We start from the raw sequence: 14,782 nt of genomic DNA on the forward strand, positions 1-14,782 counted from the left end.
CATTGATACGCTTGGTCGAGAGCAGGTGTCAAGAGGGGATATCGACGTCATGAAGCAATCGGTGCGGCAAGCCCACCGGGTACCGTCGAGGCCGGCCGCGGACCTCGACCGGATCCGCTACCTCATCCTCGGCGCTCAGCGAGAGGGCGGTCGGATGATGGCCACCAGCTTGCGGGAGACCGGGCTGACACCAGCCCAAGCCGAGGTGCTCGAGGTGGTGAGGCAGCATGGCCCGCTCACACTGGCCGAGCTCGGGAAGCGGCTGGTCTGTGAAACGGGAAGTCCCAGCCGCCTCGTCGACACCCTCGTGCAACGCGGCTACATCTCACGCGAGCGCGGCGAAGAAGACAGACGCACTGTGACACTGACGTTGACCGCGTTGGGCGATGAGACCGTCGACGAGGTGGTCAAGCACGGCGGCCTGCGTGACCACATCGCCGCGCATCTGACGCCTCAGGAGATCGGCGACCTGACCGCCCTGCTGCGCAAACTGCTCACCGATACCGGCGCGGGCGACGCCTTGGCTTTGCGATTCCGCGACGAGAGCGGATAGCCCGGGGCGAACGGCGCACCGCCGGTCCCTCGCCGCGGGCGGGTCCCCGCGACGGGCACGCGGCGTATCCCTTCGCCCTGCGGAGACAGCTCGTGCCGCCGGTGCGCCGCGGAACGGCGAATGTTGCTCGTGGCCAGAGCGTGAGAGGTGTCGCCGTGAACGCAGTTGCCCGCTGCCGGGACCGAAACCCTGGCGACGCTCGCTTTCGTCCTGGAAGGCCACCAATTCGCCTTGCCGACCAATGCCGCCAGGGCCGGCACCGTCACCGTGCGAACCACGAAGGTGTCGATCAAAATGCCCATGCCGATGATGAATCCGGTCTGCACCATGGTCGAGAGGCTGCCGAACAGCAAGCCGGACATCGACGCGGCGAAGATGATGCCGGCCGAGGTGATGACGCCACCCGTCGAACGGACCGCGCGGATGATGCCCGAGCGCATGCCCGTGCGCGACTCCTCACGAATCCGCGTGATCAGTAGCAGGTTGTAGTCCGCCCCGACGGCGACCAACACGATGAACGCCGTCGCCTGCACGTTCCAGTAGATCTGCTGATGGAGCAGGAATTGGAAGAAGACCACCCCCACGCCCATCGCCGACAGGAATGAAATCACCACGGAGGCCATGAGATACAGCGGCGCCACGATCGCGCGCAGCAGCAGGATGAGGATCACGAAGACGATCAGCAGCGTCATCGCCACGATCAATCGAACGTCGTGGTCGTAGTAGCCGCGAATCGCGCTGTACATCGCGGTCGTGCCGACCATCGATATCGACGCGTCCGAGAGCGAGGTGTTGGGCTGCGCGCCGCGCGCCGTGTCGAGGATCGACGCGACCTGATCCATGGCAGCCGTGCTGAACGGGTCGAACTTGGTTTCGACCAGGTAGCGCGCCGAATGCCCGTCGGGCGAGATGAACAGCTTGGCGGCGTTCTTGAAGTCGTTCGAGTTCAGCACCTGCGGCGGGATGTACATGCCCGCCATGGACTGCGCTGCGGCGTCACGCTTCATCGACAGCAGCAGGTCGGCCGCCTGGTTCATTCCGGTGCCCATCCGCTTGGTTTGGTCGACGAGTGTCCGCACACCGTCGGCGAGCCGCCGGCTGCCGTCGGCCAGCTGGTCGGCGGCGGCCTGCAGGCCGGTGATCTTCTGCGCCATGCCGGCGGTGTTGCCGCCGGCCGCCCGCAGGCTGTTGGAGGCCGTCGCCAACAGTGTGGTCAGGCTCTGCACGGCCGACTGCACGCCTTGTGCCGCGGGCGGTTCCGCGAACCCCGCGGCGGCGACGGCGTCCGCCAGCGTCGACACGGACCCGTTCGCCAGCCCGCGCACGTTGTCCAGGAGGTTGGCCGCGGCGCCGAGCTGTTGCTGGGCCTGGTTCAGCGTCGCGGTGAGCTGGGTCATGGGCCCGCTGGCGCCGCGGAGCTGGTCGCGGACCTCAGCGAGGCTTGCCGCCAGTTGGTCGGCGCCGCGGGTCAGTGCGTCGAGGTCGCCGGTGCGGTCGCTGATCTGCGTCGAGGCGTCTTCGAGCTTGGAACCGACCGCCCCAGCCTGGGAGCTGAGCTTGGCCTGATCGAGCGGCCGGCCGTCGGGCCGCGTGATGCCCCGCACCGCGGCGATGTTGGGCAACTGTGACACGCGTTGCGCCATCTGATCCAGGTCGGCCAGGGCGCGCGACGTCCGCAGATCCTGCGGCGAGCGGACGTAGATGTATTGCGGCAGCAGGGCGCTCGTCGAAAAGTGGTTCTCCATCGCGGTGAAGCCGACGTTGCTCGGCGCCGACCGCGGCAACTGCAGGCGGTCGTTGAAGGTGGGCCGAAGGAAGGCCGCGCACCCGGCCAGCGCGATCAGCACCGAAAGGCTCACCAGCAGGTGCGTTTTGGGGCGGCGGACCAGGTGAACGGCGGAACGCTGCCACAGGCGTCCGGTCAGCGGCGGGCGCGGCGCCACCCAACCGCGCCGGCCGGCCAGCACCAGGATGGCGGGCAGCAGCGTGACGGCGGCGAGGAACGCGATCGCGATCGAAATGGCAAGCGCCGGGCCGATACTCGTGAACGCGGGCAGGCGGGTGAAGACCATGCCGAGGAAGGTGACGGCCACGGTGGCCGCGGACCCGGCGATCACCTCCCCGATGGAACTGAGCGCCTTTTGCACGGCCAGGTCGGACTCGACGCCGGACCGGATGTATTCGTGGTAGCGGCTGATCAGGAACACCGCGTAGTCGGTGCCGGCGCCGAAGATCATGGCCGTCATCAGCCCGATCGTCAGCGCGGAGATCCCGAGCCCGACCTGAGTCAGCGCGGACACCACGCCCTGGGCCGACGCCACCGAAACCCCGATGGTGATCAACGGCAGCAGGACGGTCACGGGCCGCCGGTAGATCACCAGCAGGATGATCAGTACGAACAACGCGGTGACGATCTCGGTGATGTGCAAGTCGCGGGCGGTCACCAGCGACATGTCACCAACCATGGCGGCCTGCCCGGTCACGTCCGCGGTCAGCGTCGTGCCCGCGGTGGAGTGCTTGACGGTGTCCGTGATCCGTTGGTACGCCCGCGAAGACTCGGGAGACCCGGCGGGCGCGCGCAGCATCACCGCAAGGTAGAACGCCTTGTTGTCCGCGCTGACCATGAGCGGGCGCAGGGCGGGCGTGGTCGCGACGTCCTGCACGCCGGTCACATCGCGGGTGTCGTCACGCAATGTGGTGGCCAGCCTGCGGTAAGCATCCTCGTCCGCCGGCTGCAGACCCCGGTTGTCGGTGAGCACGACGATCAGGACGTTCTGGGCGGATTCCCCGAAGTCCTTGGCCATCTGCTCGGCCGCGGCCATCGTCTTGGGCGGCAGCGGTTGCACAGTCTGGCCTCCGACCACCTTCGTCAGCGGGGGGAAAGCCACGGCCAGCACGGCCACCACGGCGGCCCAGGCGGCGATCATGAGCCAGGGCGCGCGCACGACGACGCGGCCCAGTGCCCAAAATGCGCCGGTGCCTGCACTGGACGTAGCGGACTCGTTGATCATGGTGAAGAACCCCTCATAGTCGGGCCGCGAACGACTTTCGCCTCGGTTACTCGGAATTTATGGCGCCGCCGGCGGCCGCGTCTCGCTTGTCGGCGATAGTCGGAATTAGCCGCGATTCCACGGTTTTGCGCGTTGTGCTCGCGCGTGGCGGCGGTGGTGGCGTCGAGTCTGCGCTCAGACTGTGGTGGAGCCACAGGGAGGCGCGCTGAGCGCAGTCTCGATGCGAGGGCACGCAAAGCCGATCGTGGCGTCGAGCGAAAAGTCACGCAGCGCGTCCGAAAGGTCCTCCCGCAACCCGTCATTCGAGGTGGGGCGGCCCTGCTGATAGGCCACGACCGAGACGAAGACCTGTCCGTTCCACCGCCCCGAGGCCAGCGACAGCATTCCGCCGAACCGGTCCATGATGGCCGTGGTCGTGTCGGGATGGGGAGCCCTGATGGCGAAGTGGTCGGCGTCGGTGCCGTCCGGGCGGCACGCGCCCGGGTTGAGGTCACCGAGGTTGGACGCGACGACGGCGGTTGGGCTCCCGGCCGCCACTCCGATGAGGCGCCTGATCAGCCGTTGCGGCATCAGCGGAACGAGGGGCAGCAATTCGCGCCGCCGGTCGGGGGTGTCCCGAAGCCGCGTCAGCGCGGACTTGGTCGCGGCCCGGATGTCGCGCAGGTCGGTCGGCGCGGGCGCGGGGTCGACGGTGAGGTCGGCGTTGGCGACGGCGTTGGCGCGGGTGTCACCGAGGGTGCGCTCGTTGACGGGTATCGCCAAGGCGACCCGGTCGTCCGGGGTGACCCGTCCCGCGCGGCGGGCCAGCAGTGCGGCCAGTCCGGCGAGCAGGGTGTTGCTGGTCCCGCCGAGTGCCGCCGCGCGGGCGTCCCATTCGCCGGCGTCGACGAACACCGTTTCCGTTGGGAGCGCTACGCATTGGTCCGGGCCGGCGGGTAGACGCGCCGGCGGCGTGGTGGCCGGGCCGGGCTGCGCGGCGCCCGCCCGCGCCTGTCGCGCCACGTTGGCCAGGGCCCGCCCGATGCCCGGGAGGTCGCGCGCGGTCTGGCGGGCGTCCTCGCGCAGCGCCTGCCACCGCGGGCGGGATGCCGCGGCGGGCCAGCTGACCGGATCGGGCCGGCCGGATGCGGCGTCCGCCAGCGCATCGCACAGGCCGATGCCGTCGGTGAGGGCGTGCGGGATGACCAGGCTGACGCCCGCGCCGCCGTCGGTGAACGGCAGCACCGCCAGGTGCCATTCGGGTCCGCGCTCGATGTCCAGCGGCGTCGCCGCCTGGTCGTGCAGCCAGGCGTCGAACTCCTCGCGTGGCCTCGGCGTCGCGGCGATCTCCAGCCGGGACCGGCCGCTTGTCGAGACCCAGCGGTCGCGGCCGAACGGCAGGGCCGATCGTTCGATGCGCCGCGATAGCCGGCCCCGCAGCAGGTTTCGGTGAAATCGCCGCAGGCCTTCGATGTCGATCTCCCGGTCGTACACCCAGACGCACTGCAGCAGGCCGAGGACCCCGGTCGCGCGGTCCAGGCTGGAGCAGGTCTGGTCGAACAGGTCCAGTGTGTTGTTCATTGTCTTCAAGTCCTTCCTCTGATCAGATCGCTTGGGCCGCAAGTGGACGCGACCAGTCATCGATGAGGTTGAGCAAGAACTCGCTCAGGACGCTCGAAAGGGCTTGGTGCAGAATCTCCTTCGAGTTGGAGCGCCCCGGTTGATAGGCCTGCACCGAGATGAACACCTGTCCGTTCACCCGCGCCGAGAGCAGGGCCAGCACCCCGCCGACGCGATGCAGCGTCGCCTTGGTCATGCCCGGGTAAAGCGATGCCACCCAGACGAAGTCGGCGTCGGTGCCGTCCGGCCGGCTCACCGCCGCCGGGGCGGCGCCGATGTTGGACGAGACGACGCCGGTCGCGTTGCCGGTGGCGACGCCGACGCATCGCCTGGCGAGCCGCTTCGGCAGCAGCGGAACGAGGGGCAACAGCGCCTCCCGCTCGTCGGGCGTCTCGTGACGCTGGATCAACGCCTGCTTGATGGCCGCGCGGATCTGGCCCAGGTCCGTCGCCGCCGGTGCCGGGTCGACCAGGACGTCGACGTTGGCGACGGCGTTGGCGCGGGTGTCGTTCGCGGTGCGCTCGCTGACGGGAATCGACAGGGTGACCGAACCGTCCGCACCGACCCGTCCCACCCGCTCGGCGAGCCGGGCGGCGACGCCCGCGAGCAGCGCGTTGCTGGTCCCGCCGAGCGCCTCCGCGCGGGCGTCCCACTCGTCGGCGTCGATGAAGATCGTCGCCGTCGGGATGGTGATGGGCCCGTCCACGGCCACGGGCACGGGCGGGGGGCCGGCCGGTGCGGCGCCGACGCGGTTGCGCCGCGCCAGTCGGGCCGCCGCGGCCGCCGCGACCATGGCGCGCCCGACACTGGGAAGGTCGCGCGCCGCTTGGCGGGCGTCCTCGCGCAGGGCCTGCCACCGCCGGCGCGACCCCTCGGCGGGCCAGTCGATGGCGCTGTCGTAGCCGCAGGCCGCTTCCACCACGGCCAGGCAGCCGGCCATGCCGTCGGCCAGGCTGTGCAGGCCGACGAGGCTCACGCCGGCGCCGCCGTCGGTGAACGGGAGCACCGCCAGGTGCCAGCCGGGCCCGCGCTCGGCGTCGAGCCGCGTGGCGGCCTGCTCGCGCAGCCAGGCGTCGAATTCCTCGCGTGGCCGCGGCGTCGCGACGATCTCGAGCTCGGACTCGTGGCTGGGCGACACCCAGCGGTGGCGGCCGAACGGCAGGGGCGAGCGTTCGATCCGGCGCGAAAACCGTCCCCGCTGCAGGTGGCGGTGGAACCGGCGCAGGCCGTCGAGATCGATGGCGCGGTTGTACACCCAGACGCACTGCCCCACGCTGGTGACGTTGGTCGCCTCCCCGAAGCGGAAGACGGTCTGGTCGAACAGATCGAGTAGGTTGTTCATTTCGCTTGGTCCTTTCTTTGTCGTGGTTGAGTCAGAGGCTGATGACCGGAATGCCGTGTTGCGAATTCGCGTGCTCTGCAACGGCGTCCACCCAGTCCGAGGTGGTGTTGACGGCATACGCGAACGCCTGGGTCAATGCGGCGAGGTAGCGATGGACCGACTTGCGGGCCGTCGCGTTGTCCGGGAAGGAAATCGTCGCCGTGGTCTTGTCGTTCTGACGGTTGATCCACAAGTTGATTCCGCCGTGCGAGAGATTGTCGGCGTAGGTGCCGAAGTTGGCCTGCTCGAACAGCGTGGCGCCGGGTATCTTGCGAAAGTCCATGAAAGACACCATCATTGCCCGGGCCGTTGGGGGTGCGATGCCCTGCGGGGCTGCGAGCGCGAGCGCCCGCTCCACCGGCACATCCGCGAGGTGCTTGGCGTCGTCGTAGGACTTCTGGGCCGCCCGGGCCGCCTCGCCAAACGTGGCGGCGCCGATCGGCACGGTGACCGGAACTAGGTTGGCGAACCAGCCCACGGTCATCGAGTCGACGCCTGGCGTCCGGGTGTCGTATGCCGTAAAGCCGTGGTAGGTCTCGGTGCCGGTGAACTCGTGCTCGGCCAGGGCCGCGCACGCCAGCACTCCCCCGCTGAACCGGGCATCGGCCGCGTGGCAGGCGATCTCGAACGCCTCGGTTCCGGCGGCGTCCAGCAAGTCGACCGTCAGGAACGTGCCCTTGGTGCCGGCCTCCGTGTCGCCGACCGAAAGCGGAAAGCTCGGCCAGTCGCCGCGGGTGGCGCGCGCGAACTCGATCCAGTCCCGGATCCCCGGGGAGGACTCGGTCAGGCTCGCCACTTGCTCGCGCTGCCGTGCGGCGTAGCTGCGGTAGCTTGCGATCCCCGGAAGGACGGGGCCTTCGGAGGCGTCGGTGCCGCCCTGGGACAGCTGCTCGTACATCAGGTTGATGTCGAAGAAGATCAGGCCGGCGGACATGCCGTCCATGTGCAGATGGTCGACGCTGGCGTAGAACGTGAAATAGCCGGCGTGCTGGACGATGCCGAACGTAAAGCAATCCCACTCAAGCGTTCCCGGCGTGGTCGTCAGGGCGTGTGCGCGTATCTGTTCGCTGTCCATGTGCCCGAAGTCGGTCGGCACCAGGCCGATGGCGTCGGGGTCCTCGATCATCCGGCGGACAATGATGCCGCCGTCGAATTCGAACCAGTCGTGGTAGGCGTCGTGACGACGGACGTGCGCATTGATGGTCGCCGTCATCGCCGTGATGTCGCAGACGCCGGGCATGTCCCACGCCACCACCATCAGGCGGGGCAGCGCAGTGTCGGTCTTTTTCGCGTCGAATGCCGCACGAAGGTGGCGGCTCCGCTGGTAAGTCGGTGCCAGCTCGCTGCGCCGCGCATTCCGGGCCGCCGCCCGCGACGCGGCCGAGGCCGACCAGGTGATAACCGTGCCTTCGCCCGGCTGCCATCCGTTGATGTTGCCCAGTGTGACCATTTCCCCGTCCCTTTGTTTTTCCGCGCGCTTCTCGCGAATTCCCTTCTTGCCAAATGGAATTGGGTTTCTGCGGTGCGCTGTCGCGGCTTATTCGGTTGTTTGCTGAAACCGAATTTACGAAAGGGAAGGTGCCGCTGTCGCTGTTGTGGGCGATAGTCGAAATAAGCGACGATTACGTGCTTTTGCGCATTGTGCTCAGCCGGGCACTGCCCGGCCCAGAAACGGGTGAACGCCCGCTACAGCCCCGGCTGGTCGTCGATGATGCCCAGCCAGATCTGCGCCACGTCGATGGCCACCTTCTCGCTGATGAAGGCGTGCTGGGTACCGGTGTAGATGTCGCGGAAGGCGCGCTCGAGGCGGCTGCCCTCCCGGATCGAGCTGGTGCCCGCCACCAGGTGCGCCCACTCGGCACAGCCCCGGGCCGTGTCGGTCGCGTAGACGGCGGCCACCCGCATGTCGGCCCGCAGGGCTGGCGTCAGGTCGTCGCCGGCGGCGACGGCGGCCTCGGCGGTGGTGAACGCGTCGAGCACCAGCAGGCGGGCGGCGCGCCAGGCCGCCCGATGGTGCGCCAGGCCCTTCTGGAACGTCGGGCGGCTGGCCAGCGACGCCATGTCGCTCATCCGGAACTTTGTGGCGGCGAGTTCCTGGACGTCGTCGAGCATGCTCTTGGCGACCCCGAGCGCCCACGAGGCGTGGCCCGCGGCGGTGACGGGCATCAGGCCCATGCGGGTGGCCGGCGACGTGCCCCGGTATGGCTGCCGGACGAACAGCTCGAACGTGCGGCTGTCGGGGACGAACACGTCCTGGGCGCTGTAGTCATAGGACCCGGTTCCTTTGAGCCCCTGCACGTACCAGCCGTCGTTGAAGCTGATCTGGTCGCGCGGGATGACCGCGACGCGCATCTCCGGGAAGCCCTCACTGATCCAACGCATCTCGCCGTTGTCCATCGGAAAAAACCCGGCCGCGATGTACTGCGAGTGGCCGATGCCCGAGCCGAAGTTCCAGGACCCGCTCACCGTGTAGCCGCCGTCGACGACGGTCCCCTGCCCGTTCGGGAAGAACTGGCCGCCCAGGGTGACGTGGTTGTCGTTGGCCGTGAACACCTCGGCGAAACCCTCGTCCGGCAGGTACGCCGCGGCGGCGAACGACGACGGCAGGTTGGCGATGCCGATCCATCCGAACGACCCGTCCTGCCAACCCATTTCGATCCAGGTTTCGATCATCGCGGCAAACGATGGTTCGACGCCACCGGCCTCGACGGGGTTGAACGAGGACATCAGCCCGCTCGCCCACATCTCGTCGACGATCGCCGGGGTGAGCGTGCGCGCCCGCTCGGACTCGGCGGCTTCGGCCTGCACGAGGTCCCGCATGCCGCGGGCCAGCGAGACCACCCGATCGTCCGTGTCGGCTATCGACGTCATTGTCGTTTCCCATCATCGGTTGGTGAAAACTGATACCGGTGACCGTAGTTAATACCATTGCTGCGCCTTTCCGGGCGGGCAGTCAGGAATTAGTGTGCGCTGACGGCTTTTCGCGTGTATCCAGGGCGGCTCGCCCGGCGTGTCGCCGCCCTGAGCGCACACTCAACGCCCAGGACTCACGCTCAACGCGGTGCCCTACCGTGGCCCTGTGCGGTGGATCGTCGACGGCATGAACGTGATCGGGAGCCGTCCCGACGGGTGGTGGAAGGACCGTGGCGCGGCCATGGTCACGCTGGTGGAACGGCTCGACCGATGGGCAGGGGCCCAAGGAGAGGACGTGACCGTGGTGTTCGAGCGACCGCCGGCGACCGCGATCACCTCGTCGGTGATCGAGGTGGCGCATGCCCCGAAGGCGGGCGCGAACTCGGCCGACGACCAGATCGTCCGGCTGGTGCAGGCCGACGCCCGCCCGGAGGAGATTCGGGTGGTGACGTCGGACAAGGGGCTCGCCGATCGCGTCGGCGCCCTCGGTGCCTCGGTCCAACCCGCGGCGAGTTTCCGCGACCTGATCGACCCGCGCGGCTGATGGCGGCCCAGGGCGGTGTCCCCGCACCGAACCGGGTCTGCGAGCTCGCGCGGATCGAGGTCCCGATCATCCAGGCGCCGATGACCTACATCGCCGGTGCCCAGCTGGCCGCCGCGGTCTCCAACGCCGGCGCTCTGGGCATCATCGAGACCACCTCCGAGGAGGGCCGCGCCGACGTCCGACGGGTCCGCGAGCTCACCGACCGTTCGGTGGGCGCCAACATCGCGCTGCTGTTCAACCGCGACCCGGCCGTGGTGGATCTCCTGGTCGCCAACGACATCCGGTTCGTCACCACGTCGGCGGGCGATCCGGCGCTGTTCACGGATCGGCTCCACGACGCGGGCATCACCGTGTTCCACGTGGTGGGCACGCTGGCCGCCGCCCGCAAGGCCGTCGACGCCGGCGTGGACGGACTGGTGGTCGAGGGCGTCGAAGGCGGCGGGTTCAAGAACCGATTCGGCGCCTCCACGATGGTGCTGCTGCCTTTGGTCGCGGCCCACGTCGACGTGCCCATCGTGGCCGCGGGCGGGATCTGCGACGCCCGATCCATGGCCGCCGCAATGGTTCTCGGCGCGGACGGCGTGCAGATGGGCACCCGGCTGATGGCCTCGGCGGAGTCGCCCGTGCACGTCAACCTCAAGCAGGCGGTCGTGCGCGCCGACGACACGGCGACCGTGCTGCTGCCCCTCGACGGCAAACGGATGATGCGGGTGATCCGCACCGCGGCCGCCGAAAAGATCGACTCCTCAACGTCTTTGGGTGAAGGCGGGGCGGCGCTGCAACGCGTGCAGCGGCTCTACTTCGACGGCGACATGGACGCCAGCGTCGCCAACACCGGTCAGGTGGCCGGCCGGATCGAGGACATCGCGCCGGCCGCCGACATCATCGAGCGGATGTGGACAGAGTGCCGTCAGGTCCTGACCGCCACCGCCGATCGGCTGGGACCGGTTACGACGGACGGCTTCTGACGTCGAATTCGACCCGCTCGCCGTCGACCTTGGTGATGCGCATGTGTGCGGTGTACTGCTTGCCCTCCGGGCCGGTGAAGTGGCAGTCGAACTCCTGGCCGACCTTGGCCTCCACTCCCGACGGGCAGTGCACGTCCGACGGATGAAAGCCGGTCTGACTGGAGACGACGTCGACGACGGATTGCGCCGCGCCGTCGGGCTTGACCGTCGACTTCGCGTGACACGCGGTCAGCAGGGCCGCCGTCGCGAGCATCCCCGCCGCGGCCCGCTCGACAAGTTTGGTCATTGCTCAGCCGCCATTCGCCGTTGACGATCGTGATCGGATCGTCAGGCTAACACGCAATGGCGGCGATTCCGGCGCTACGGCAGCTCAGAGCCGTGCGCCGTGTTGCGCTGCAAACAGCCGGCGTCAGCCGACCGCGGCCAGCGCCGCGTCGTAGTCGGGCTCCTGCGCGATCTCGGGAACCAGCTCGGTGTAGGCGACGTTGCCGTCGGCGCCGATCACGACCACCGCGCGCGCGAGCAGCCCGGCCATCGGGCCGTCGACGATGCTGACGCCGTAGTCCTTGCCGAAGTTGTCCCGGAACGCCGAGCCGGTCTTGACATTCTCGATGCCCTCCGCGCCGCAGAACCGCGCCTGTGCGAACGGCAGATCGTTCGACACGCACAGCACCGACGCGCCGGTCGCGGCGGCGCGCTCGTTGAAGGTCCTCACGCTGGTCGCGCACACCGGGGTGTCGATGGACGGAAAGATGTTCAGCACCACGGGCTTACCGCTGTACTGGTCGTTGCTGATCGCGCCCAGGTCCGTGCCGGTCAAATTGAAGGCCGGGGCCGAAGATCCGACGGCCGGCAGCTCGCCGACGGTGTTGATCGGGTTTCCACGCAAGGTTATCTGTGCCATGCGCACAGTCTGCCAAGGCCGGTGCGACCGCTTCGGGTCAGGTCCACATGTCCTAATTCGTGGGGTACACGGCATAGACGCCATCGCCGGGCTGGCCGAGACTGAAACCATGGCTCGGAGGGTGGTGATCGTCGGGTTTCCGGGCGTTCAGGCGCTGGACGTCGTGGGCCCCCACGACGTGTTCACCGGGGCGTCGCAGCTGACCGACGGCGGGTACGACGTCGCCATGGCGTCGGTGGATGGCCAACCGGTCACCACCGCCAACGGCCTGGCCTTCCTCACAACGCTGCTGCCCGACCCGAGCGAACCGATCGACACGGTGGTGCTGCCCGGCGGCGGCGGGGTCGACGCGGCGCGATCCGATCCCGAGCTGGTGGGCTGGATCAAACGGGTGACCGGAAACGCCCGCCGCGTCGTCACCGTCTGCACCGGCGCTTTCCTCGCTGCCGAAGCGGGGCTGCTGGACGGCCGGCGCGTCACCACGCACTGGGCGTTCGCCGGCCGGTTGGCCCGCGAGTTCCCCGCCGTCGACGTCGATCCCGACCCGATCTTCGTCCGCAGCTCGGACACCGTCTGGACGGCCGCGGGCGTCACCGCCGGCATCGACCTCGCGCTCTCCCTGGTCGAGGACGACCACGGCACCGAGGTCGCCCAGACGGTCGCCCGCTGGCTCGTCCTGTACTTGCGCCGCCCCGGCGGGCAGACACAATTCGCGGCGCCGGTATGGATGCCGCGCGCCAAGCGCACCTCCGTGCGTCAGGTGCAGGAGGCCATCGAGGCCGAACCGGGCGGTCAGCACAGCATCGGCGAGCTGGCCCGCCGCGCGGCGATGAGCCCGCGCCACTTCACCCGGGTGTTCACCGACGAGGTCGGCGAGGCGCCCGGCCAGTACGTCGAGCGCATTCGCACCGAGGCCGCGCGCCGCCAGTTGGAGGAGACCGACGACACCGTCGTCGCCATCGCCACCCGGTGCGGCTTCGGCACCGCGGAAACCATGCGGCGCAACTTCATTCGGCGCGTCGGCATCTCACCGGACCAGTACCGCAAGGCTTTCGCATAAACAAGAGAGGAAACGAGCCATGACCCAGATCGCATTCGTGGCCTATCCAGGATTCACCGCGCTCGACATGATCGGCCCCTACGAGGTGCTGCGCAACCTGCCCGACGCCGAGGTGCGGTTCGTGTGGCACGATTCCGGGCCGATCACCGCCGACTCCGGTGTGCTGGTCATCGGCGCGACCCACTCGCTGGCCGAAACCCCTTCCCCCGACGTGATTTTGGTGCCGGGCGGCCCGTCGACCCCGGTGCACGCGCGCGACGAGGCGCTGCTGGAGTGGCTGCGTCGGGCGCACCGGACCGCGAGCTGGACGACGTCGGTGTGTTCGGGTTCGGTGATCCTCGCGGCCGCGGGCCTGCTCGAGGGCCGGCGCGCGACGTCGCACTGGCTGGCCATTCCGTTGTTGAAGGGGTTCGGCGCCATCCCCATCGCCGACGAGCGGGTGGTGCACGAGGGCGACGTCGTCACCAGCGCGGGCGTGTCCGCGGGGCTTGACCTCGCGTTCTGGCTGGCCGGCCAGATCGGCGGCGAAGGCCGCGCGAAGGCGATCCAGCTCGCGATCGAATACGACCCGCAGCCCCCGTTCGACTCCGGTCACATGTCGAAGGCGTCGGCAACCACCAAGGCCGCCGCGACGGCGCTGCTGTCGAAGGACAGCGCCAAGCCGGCCAACCTGAAGGCCACCACGATGCTGGCGTGGGAGCAGGCGCTGGCGGCGGTGCGATCGCGGCGGCGGAGGCGGGTCTCGCCCGCTGCTTCGGTTCCGTCCGGCTAGGACGCGTCTGCCCGCGGGACGAACCGGACGAAGGGCAGGTTCTCGCCGACGGCGCGGAAGTCGGCGTCCGACCCGTCGACGGAGAATCCCAGCACGCGCGGCAGCACGAACTTGGCCGCCGCGCGGTGCCGCGACGCGTACCGGAGGAAGACTTGTGCCCCTTCGTCCTTGTCGAGCGGTGTGGCGGTGACGGGTATCGTTCGCGTCCCCACCTGAATGCTGACGTCGGGGTTGCGCAGGATGTTGCGGTACCACGCGGCGTCAGGTCCCCACCCCGAGGCGACGACATAGGTGTCGCCGTCGCGCTCGGCGACCTCGAGAACGGTCTGGCGAGGCTTGCCGGAGACGCGGCCGGTGTGGTTGAGCAGCAGCAGGCGGCTGCCGAACACCCATCCGAGCCCGAGCCGGTAAAGGTGGATCGGAACGCGGAAAAGGAACCGGGTGAGTCCCGCCGGTGGCTGAATGTTCTTGACGATCTTCATGATTGGCCGCCTTTGCGCGCACTACAGTAGACAACTGCAATTATTGCACACTGCAATTGTTATGGGTAGTGGTGAGCGCCGCTCGACGCTAGGCGTTGGGCTGCAGGAACTCGGTGGAGGCCAGCTGGCCGCCGGCCTGCAGCCACGCCCCCACTACGCCGGGGGCGTCCCGGTTCGGGTTGTAGATGTCTTCTTCGCTGGAGAACAGGCCGTCGCCGGCGTAGACGAGCCGCGTCCAGTTGGGGAACCAGAACGGCTCGCCGTTGGGGTCGGTCGGGTGGTCGAGCAGGTTCCTGATCATGAGCACCACGGCGTCGTTGTCGTCGTCGTAGGCGACCCAGTCGCTGGGAAAGCGCATGTGCGGGAACGGGGCCATCACCGCAACGATCCAGTCGCGCACCGCCTCCCGGCCGTGAAAGACGCCGTAGTGATGCTCGGTGTAGACGACGTCCTCGGTGAAGAGATCGGCGAAAGGTCGCCAGTCGCCCGAGGTGCTGCAACCCTCGGCGACTTTCGTGTAGTTTTCGACGGCTCGCTCGATTTCTGCCCTGGTGAATTTGCCCATGTCGGACACACTAGAACGTGTTTTTGTTGA

Annotated in this window: 14 protein-coding genes; 5 read left to right on the forward strand and 9 right to left on the reverse strand. The window is 68.8% G+C overall.

Going from position 1 to position 14,782, the window contains the following annotated elements; genetic code table 11:
- The first annotated feature begins 49 nt into the window (after nt 1–49).
- Nucleotides 50–553, forward strand: a complete 504-nt coding sequence (locus tag AC5Y4S_RS23885) for a MarR family winged helix-turn-helix transcriptional regulator (RefSeq protein ID WP_500035079.1) — start codon at nt 50–52, stop codon at nt 551–553.
- Here the strand turns inward: AC5Y4S_RS23885 and AC5Y4S_RS23890 are convergent.
- The 5 genes from AC5Y4S_RS23890 to AC5Y4S_RS23910 form a co-directional block, all read right to left on the reverse strand.
- Nucleotides 454–3,564 (reverse strand): MMPL/RND family transporter, encoded by a 3,111-nt coding sequence (locus AC5Y4S_RS23890; RefSeq protein ID WP_500035080.1) that lies wholly within the window; start codon nt 3,562–3,564, stop codon nt 454–456. The two genes, AC5Y4S_RS23885 and AC5Y4S_RS23890, sit on opposite strands and share 100 nt — an antisense overlap.
- A gap of 174 nt (nt 3,565–3,738) precedes the next feature.
- Entirely contained in the window at nt 3,739–5,124 is a 1,386-nt protein-coding gene (locus AC5Y4S_RS23895; RefSeq protein ID WP_500035081.1) for a hypothetical protein, read from the reverse strand.
- Nucleotides 5,125–5,146: 22 nt separating this feature from the next.
- A complete protein-coding gene (locus AC5Y4S_RS23900) occupies nt 5,147–6,505 on the reverse strand; it encodes a hypothetical protein (protein WP_500035082.1) in 1,359 nt (452 codons plus the stop codon).
- A 31-nt stretch (nt 6,506–6,536) separates the two neighbouring features.
- Nucleotides 6,537–7,994: a condensation domain-containing protein gene (locus AC5Y4S_RS23905; protein ID WP_500035083.1), complete on the reverse strand. Its 1,458-nt coding sequence runs from the start codon at nt 7,992–7,994 to the stop codon at nt 6,537–6,539.
- 236 nt (nt 7,995–8,230) lie between these two features.
- Complete coding sequence (locus AC5Y4S_RS23910) at nt 8,231–9,415, reverse strand: acyl-CoA dehydrogenase family protein (protein WP_500035084.1); 1,185 nt, start codon at nt 9,413–9,415, stop codon at nt 8,231–8,233.
- 208 nt (nt 9,416–9,623) lie between these two features.
- Between AC5Y4S_RS23910 and AC5Y4S_RS23915 the strand changes: the two genes are divergently transcribed.
- Both AC5Y4S_RS23915 and AC5Y4S_RS23920 read left to right on the forward strand, forming a co-directional pair.
- Nucleotides 9,624–10,001 carry an NYN domain-containing protein gene (locus tag AC5Y4S_RS23915; protein WP_500035085.1) on the forward strand — a complete coding sequence of 126 codons (378 nt, stop codon included), beginning with the start codon at nt 9,624–9,626 and terminating at the stop codon, nt 9,999–10,001.
- On the forward strand, nt 10,001–10,969 hold the full coding sequence (locus AC5Y4S_RS23920) for an NAD(P)H-dependent flavin oxidoreductase (protein WP_500035086.1): 969 nt from the start codon (nt 10,001–10,003) through the stop codon (nt 10,967–10,969). The genes AC5Y4S_RS23915 and AC5Y4S_RS23920 overlap by 1 nt, the downstream gene beginning before the upstream one ends.
- On the opposite strand, the gene AC5Y4S_RS23925 is transcribed toward AC5Y4S_RS23920, so the two are convergent.
- Nucleotides 10,950–11,255: a DUF4333 domain-containing protein gene (locus tag AC5Y4S_RS23925; RefSeq protein ID WP_500035087.1), complete on the reverse strand. Its 306-nt coding sequence runs from the start codon at nt 11,253–11,255 to the stop codon at nt 10,950–10,952. The genes AC5Y4S_RS23920 and AC5Y4S_RS23925 overlap by 20 nt on opposite strands.
- A 123-nt stretch (nt 11,256–11,378) precedes the next feature.
- Nucleotides 11,379–11,873, reverse strand: a complete 495-nt coding sequence (gene tpx / locus AC5Y4S_RS23930; protein WP_068110580.1) for a thiol peroxidase — start codon at nt 11,871–11,873, stop codon at nt 11,379–11,381.
- Between the two features lie 109 nt (nt 11,874–11,982).
- Between tpx and AC5Y4S_RS23935 the strand changes: the two genes are divergently transcribed.
- Together AC5Y4S_RS23935 and AC5Y4S_RS23940 are read left to right on the forward strand one after the other, a co-directional pair.
- A complete protein-coding gene (locus AC5Y4S_RS23935) occupies nt 11,983–12,933 on the forward strand; it encodes a GlxA family transcriptional regulator (protein WP_500035088.1) in 951 nt (316 codons plus the stop codon).
- Between the two features lie 19 nt (nt 12,934–12,952).
- Complete coding sequence (locus tag AC5Y4S_RS23940) at nt 12,953–13,705, forward strand: DJ-1/PfpI family protein (protein ID WP_500035089.1); 753 nt, start codon at nt 12,953–12,955, stop codon at nt 13,703–13,705.
- Here the strand turns inward: AC5Y4S_RS23940 and AC5Y4S_RS23945 are convergent.
- Nucleotides 13,702–14,187, reverse strand: a complete 486-nt coding sequence (locus tag AC5Y4S_RS23945) for a nitroreductase family deazaflavin-dependent oxidoreductase (RefSeq protein ID WP_500035090.1) — start codon at nt 14,185–14,187, stop codon at nt 13,702–13,704. The genes AC5Y4S_RS23940 and AC5Y4S_RS23945 overlap by 4 nt on opposite strands.
- 88 nt (nt 14,188–14,275) lie before the next feature.
- Nucleotides 14,276–14,752 carry a nuclear transport factor 2 family protein gene (locus tag AC5Y4S_RS23950; protein ID WP_500035091.1) on the reverse strand — a complete coding sequence of 159 codons (477 nt, stop codon included), beginning with the start codon at nt 14,750–14,752 and terminating at the stop codon, nt 14,276–14,278.
- Between the last annotated feature and the right edge of the window lie 30 nt (nt 14,753–14,782).

Source organism: Mycobacterium sp. NGS64 (assembly GCF_059812245.1).

Excerpts from the sequence above, each read along its gene's own strand:
- AC5Y4S_RS23920 (WP_500035086.1), top strand. The coding sequence starts at position 10,001 with ATGGCGGCCCAGGGCGGTGTCCCCGCACCGAACCGGGTCTGCGAGCTC.
- AC5Y4S_RS23895 (WP_500035081.1), bottom strand. The coding sequence starts at position 5,124 with ATGAACAACACACTGGACCTGTTCGACCAGACCTGCTCCAGCCTGGAC.
- AC5Y4S_RS23900 (WP_500035082.1), bottom strand. The coding sequence starts at position 6,505 with ATGAACAACCTACTCGATCTGTTCGACCAGACCGTCTTCCGCTTCGGG.
- AC5Y4S_RS23910 (WP_500035084.1), bottom strand. The coding sequence starts at position 9,415 with ATGACGTCGATAGCCGACACGGACGATCGGGTGGTCTCGCTGGCCCGC.
- AC5Y4S_RS23940 (WP_500035089.1), top strand. The coding sequence starts at position 12,953 with ATGACCCAGATCGCATTCGTGGCCTATCCAGGATTCACCGCGCTCGAC.
- AC5Y4S_RS23925 (WP_500035087.1), bottom strand. The coding sequence starts at position 11,255 with ATGACCAAACTTGTCGAGCGGGCCGCGGCGGGGATGCTCGCGACGGCG.
- AC5Y4S_RS23890 (WP_500035080.1), bottom strand. The coding sequence starts at position 3,564 with ATGATCAACGAGTCCGCTACGTCCAGTGCAGGCACCGGCGCATTTTGG.
- AC5Y4S_RS23945 (WP_500035090.1), bottom strand. The coding sequence starts at position 14,187 with ATGAAGATCGTCAAGAACATTCAGCCACCGGCGGGACTCACCCGGTTC.
- tpx (WP_068110580.1), bottom strand. The coding sequence starts at position 11,873 with ATGGCACAGATAACCTTGCGTGGAAACCCGATCAACACCGTCGGCGAG.
- AC5Y4S_RS23950 (WP_500035091.1), bottom strand. The coding sequence starts at position 14,752 with ATGGGCAAATTCACCAGGGCAGAAATCGAGCGAGCCGTCGAAAACTAC.
- AC5Y4S_RS23905 (WP_500035083.1), bottom strand. The coding sequence starts at position 7,994 with ATGGTCACACTGGGCAACATCAACGGATGGCAGCCGGGCGAAGGCACG.
- AC5Y4S_RS23935 (WP_500035088.1), top strand. The coding sequence starts at position 11,983 with ATGGCTCGGAGGGTGGTGATCGTCGGGTTTCCGGGCGTTCAGGCGCTG.
- AC5Y4S_RS23885 (WP_500035079.1), top strand. The coding sequence starts at position 50 with ATGAAGCAATCGGTGCGGCAAGCCCACCGGGTACCGTCGAGGCCGGCC.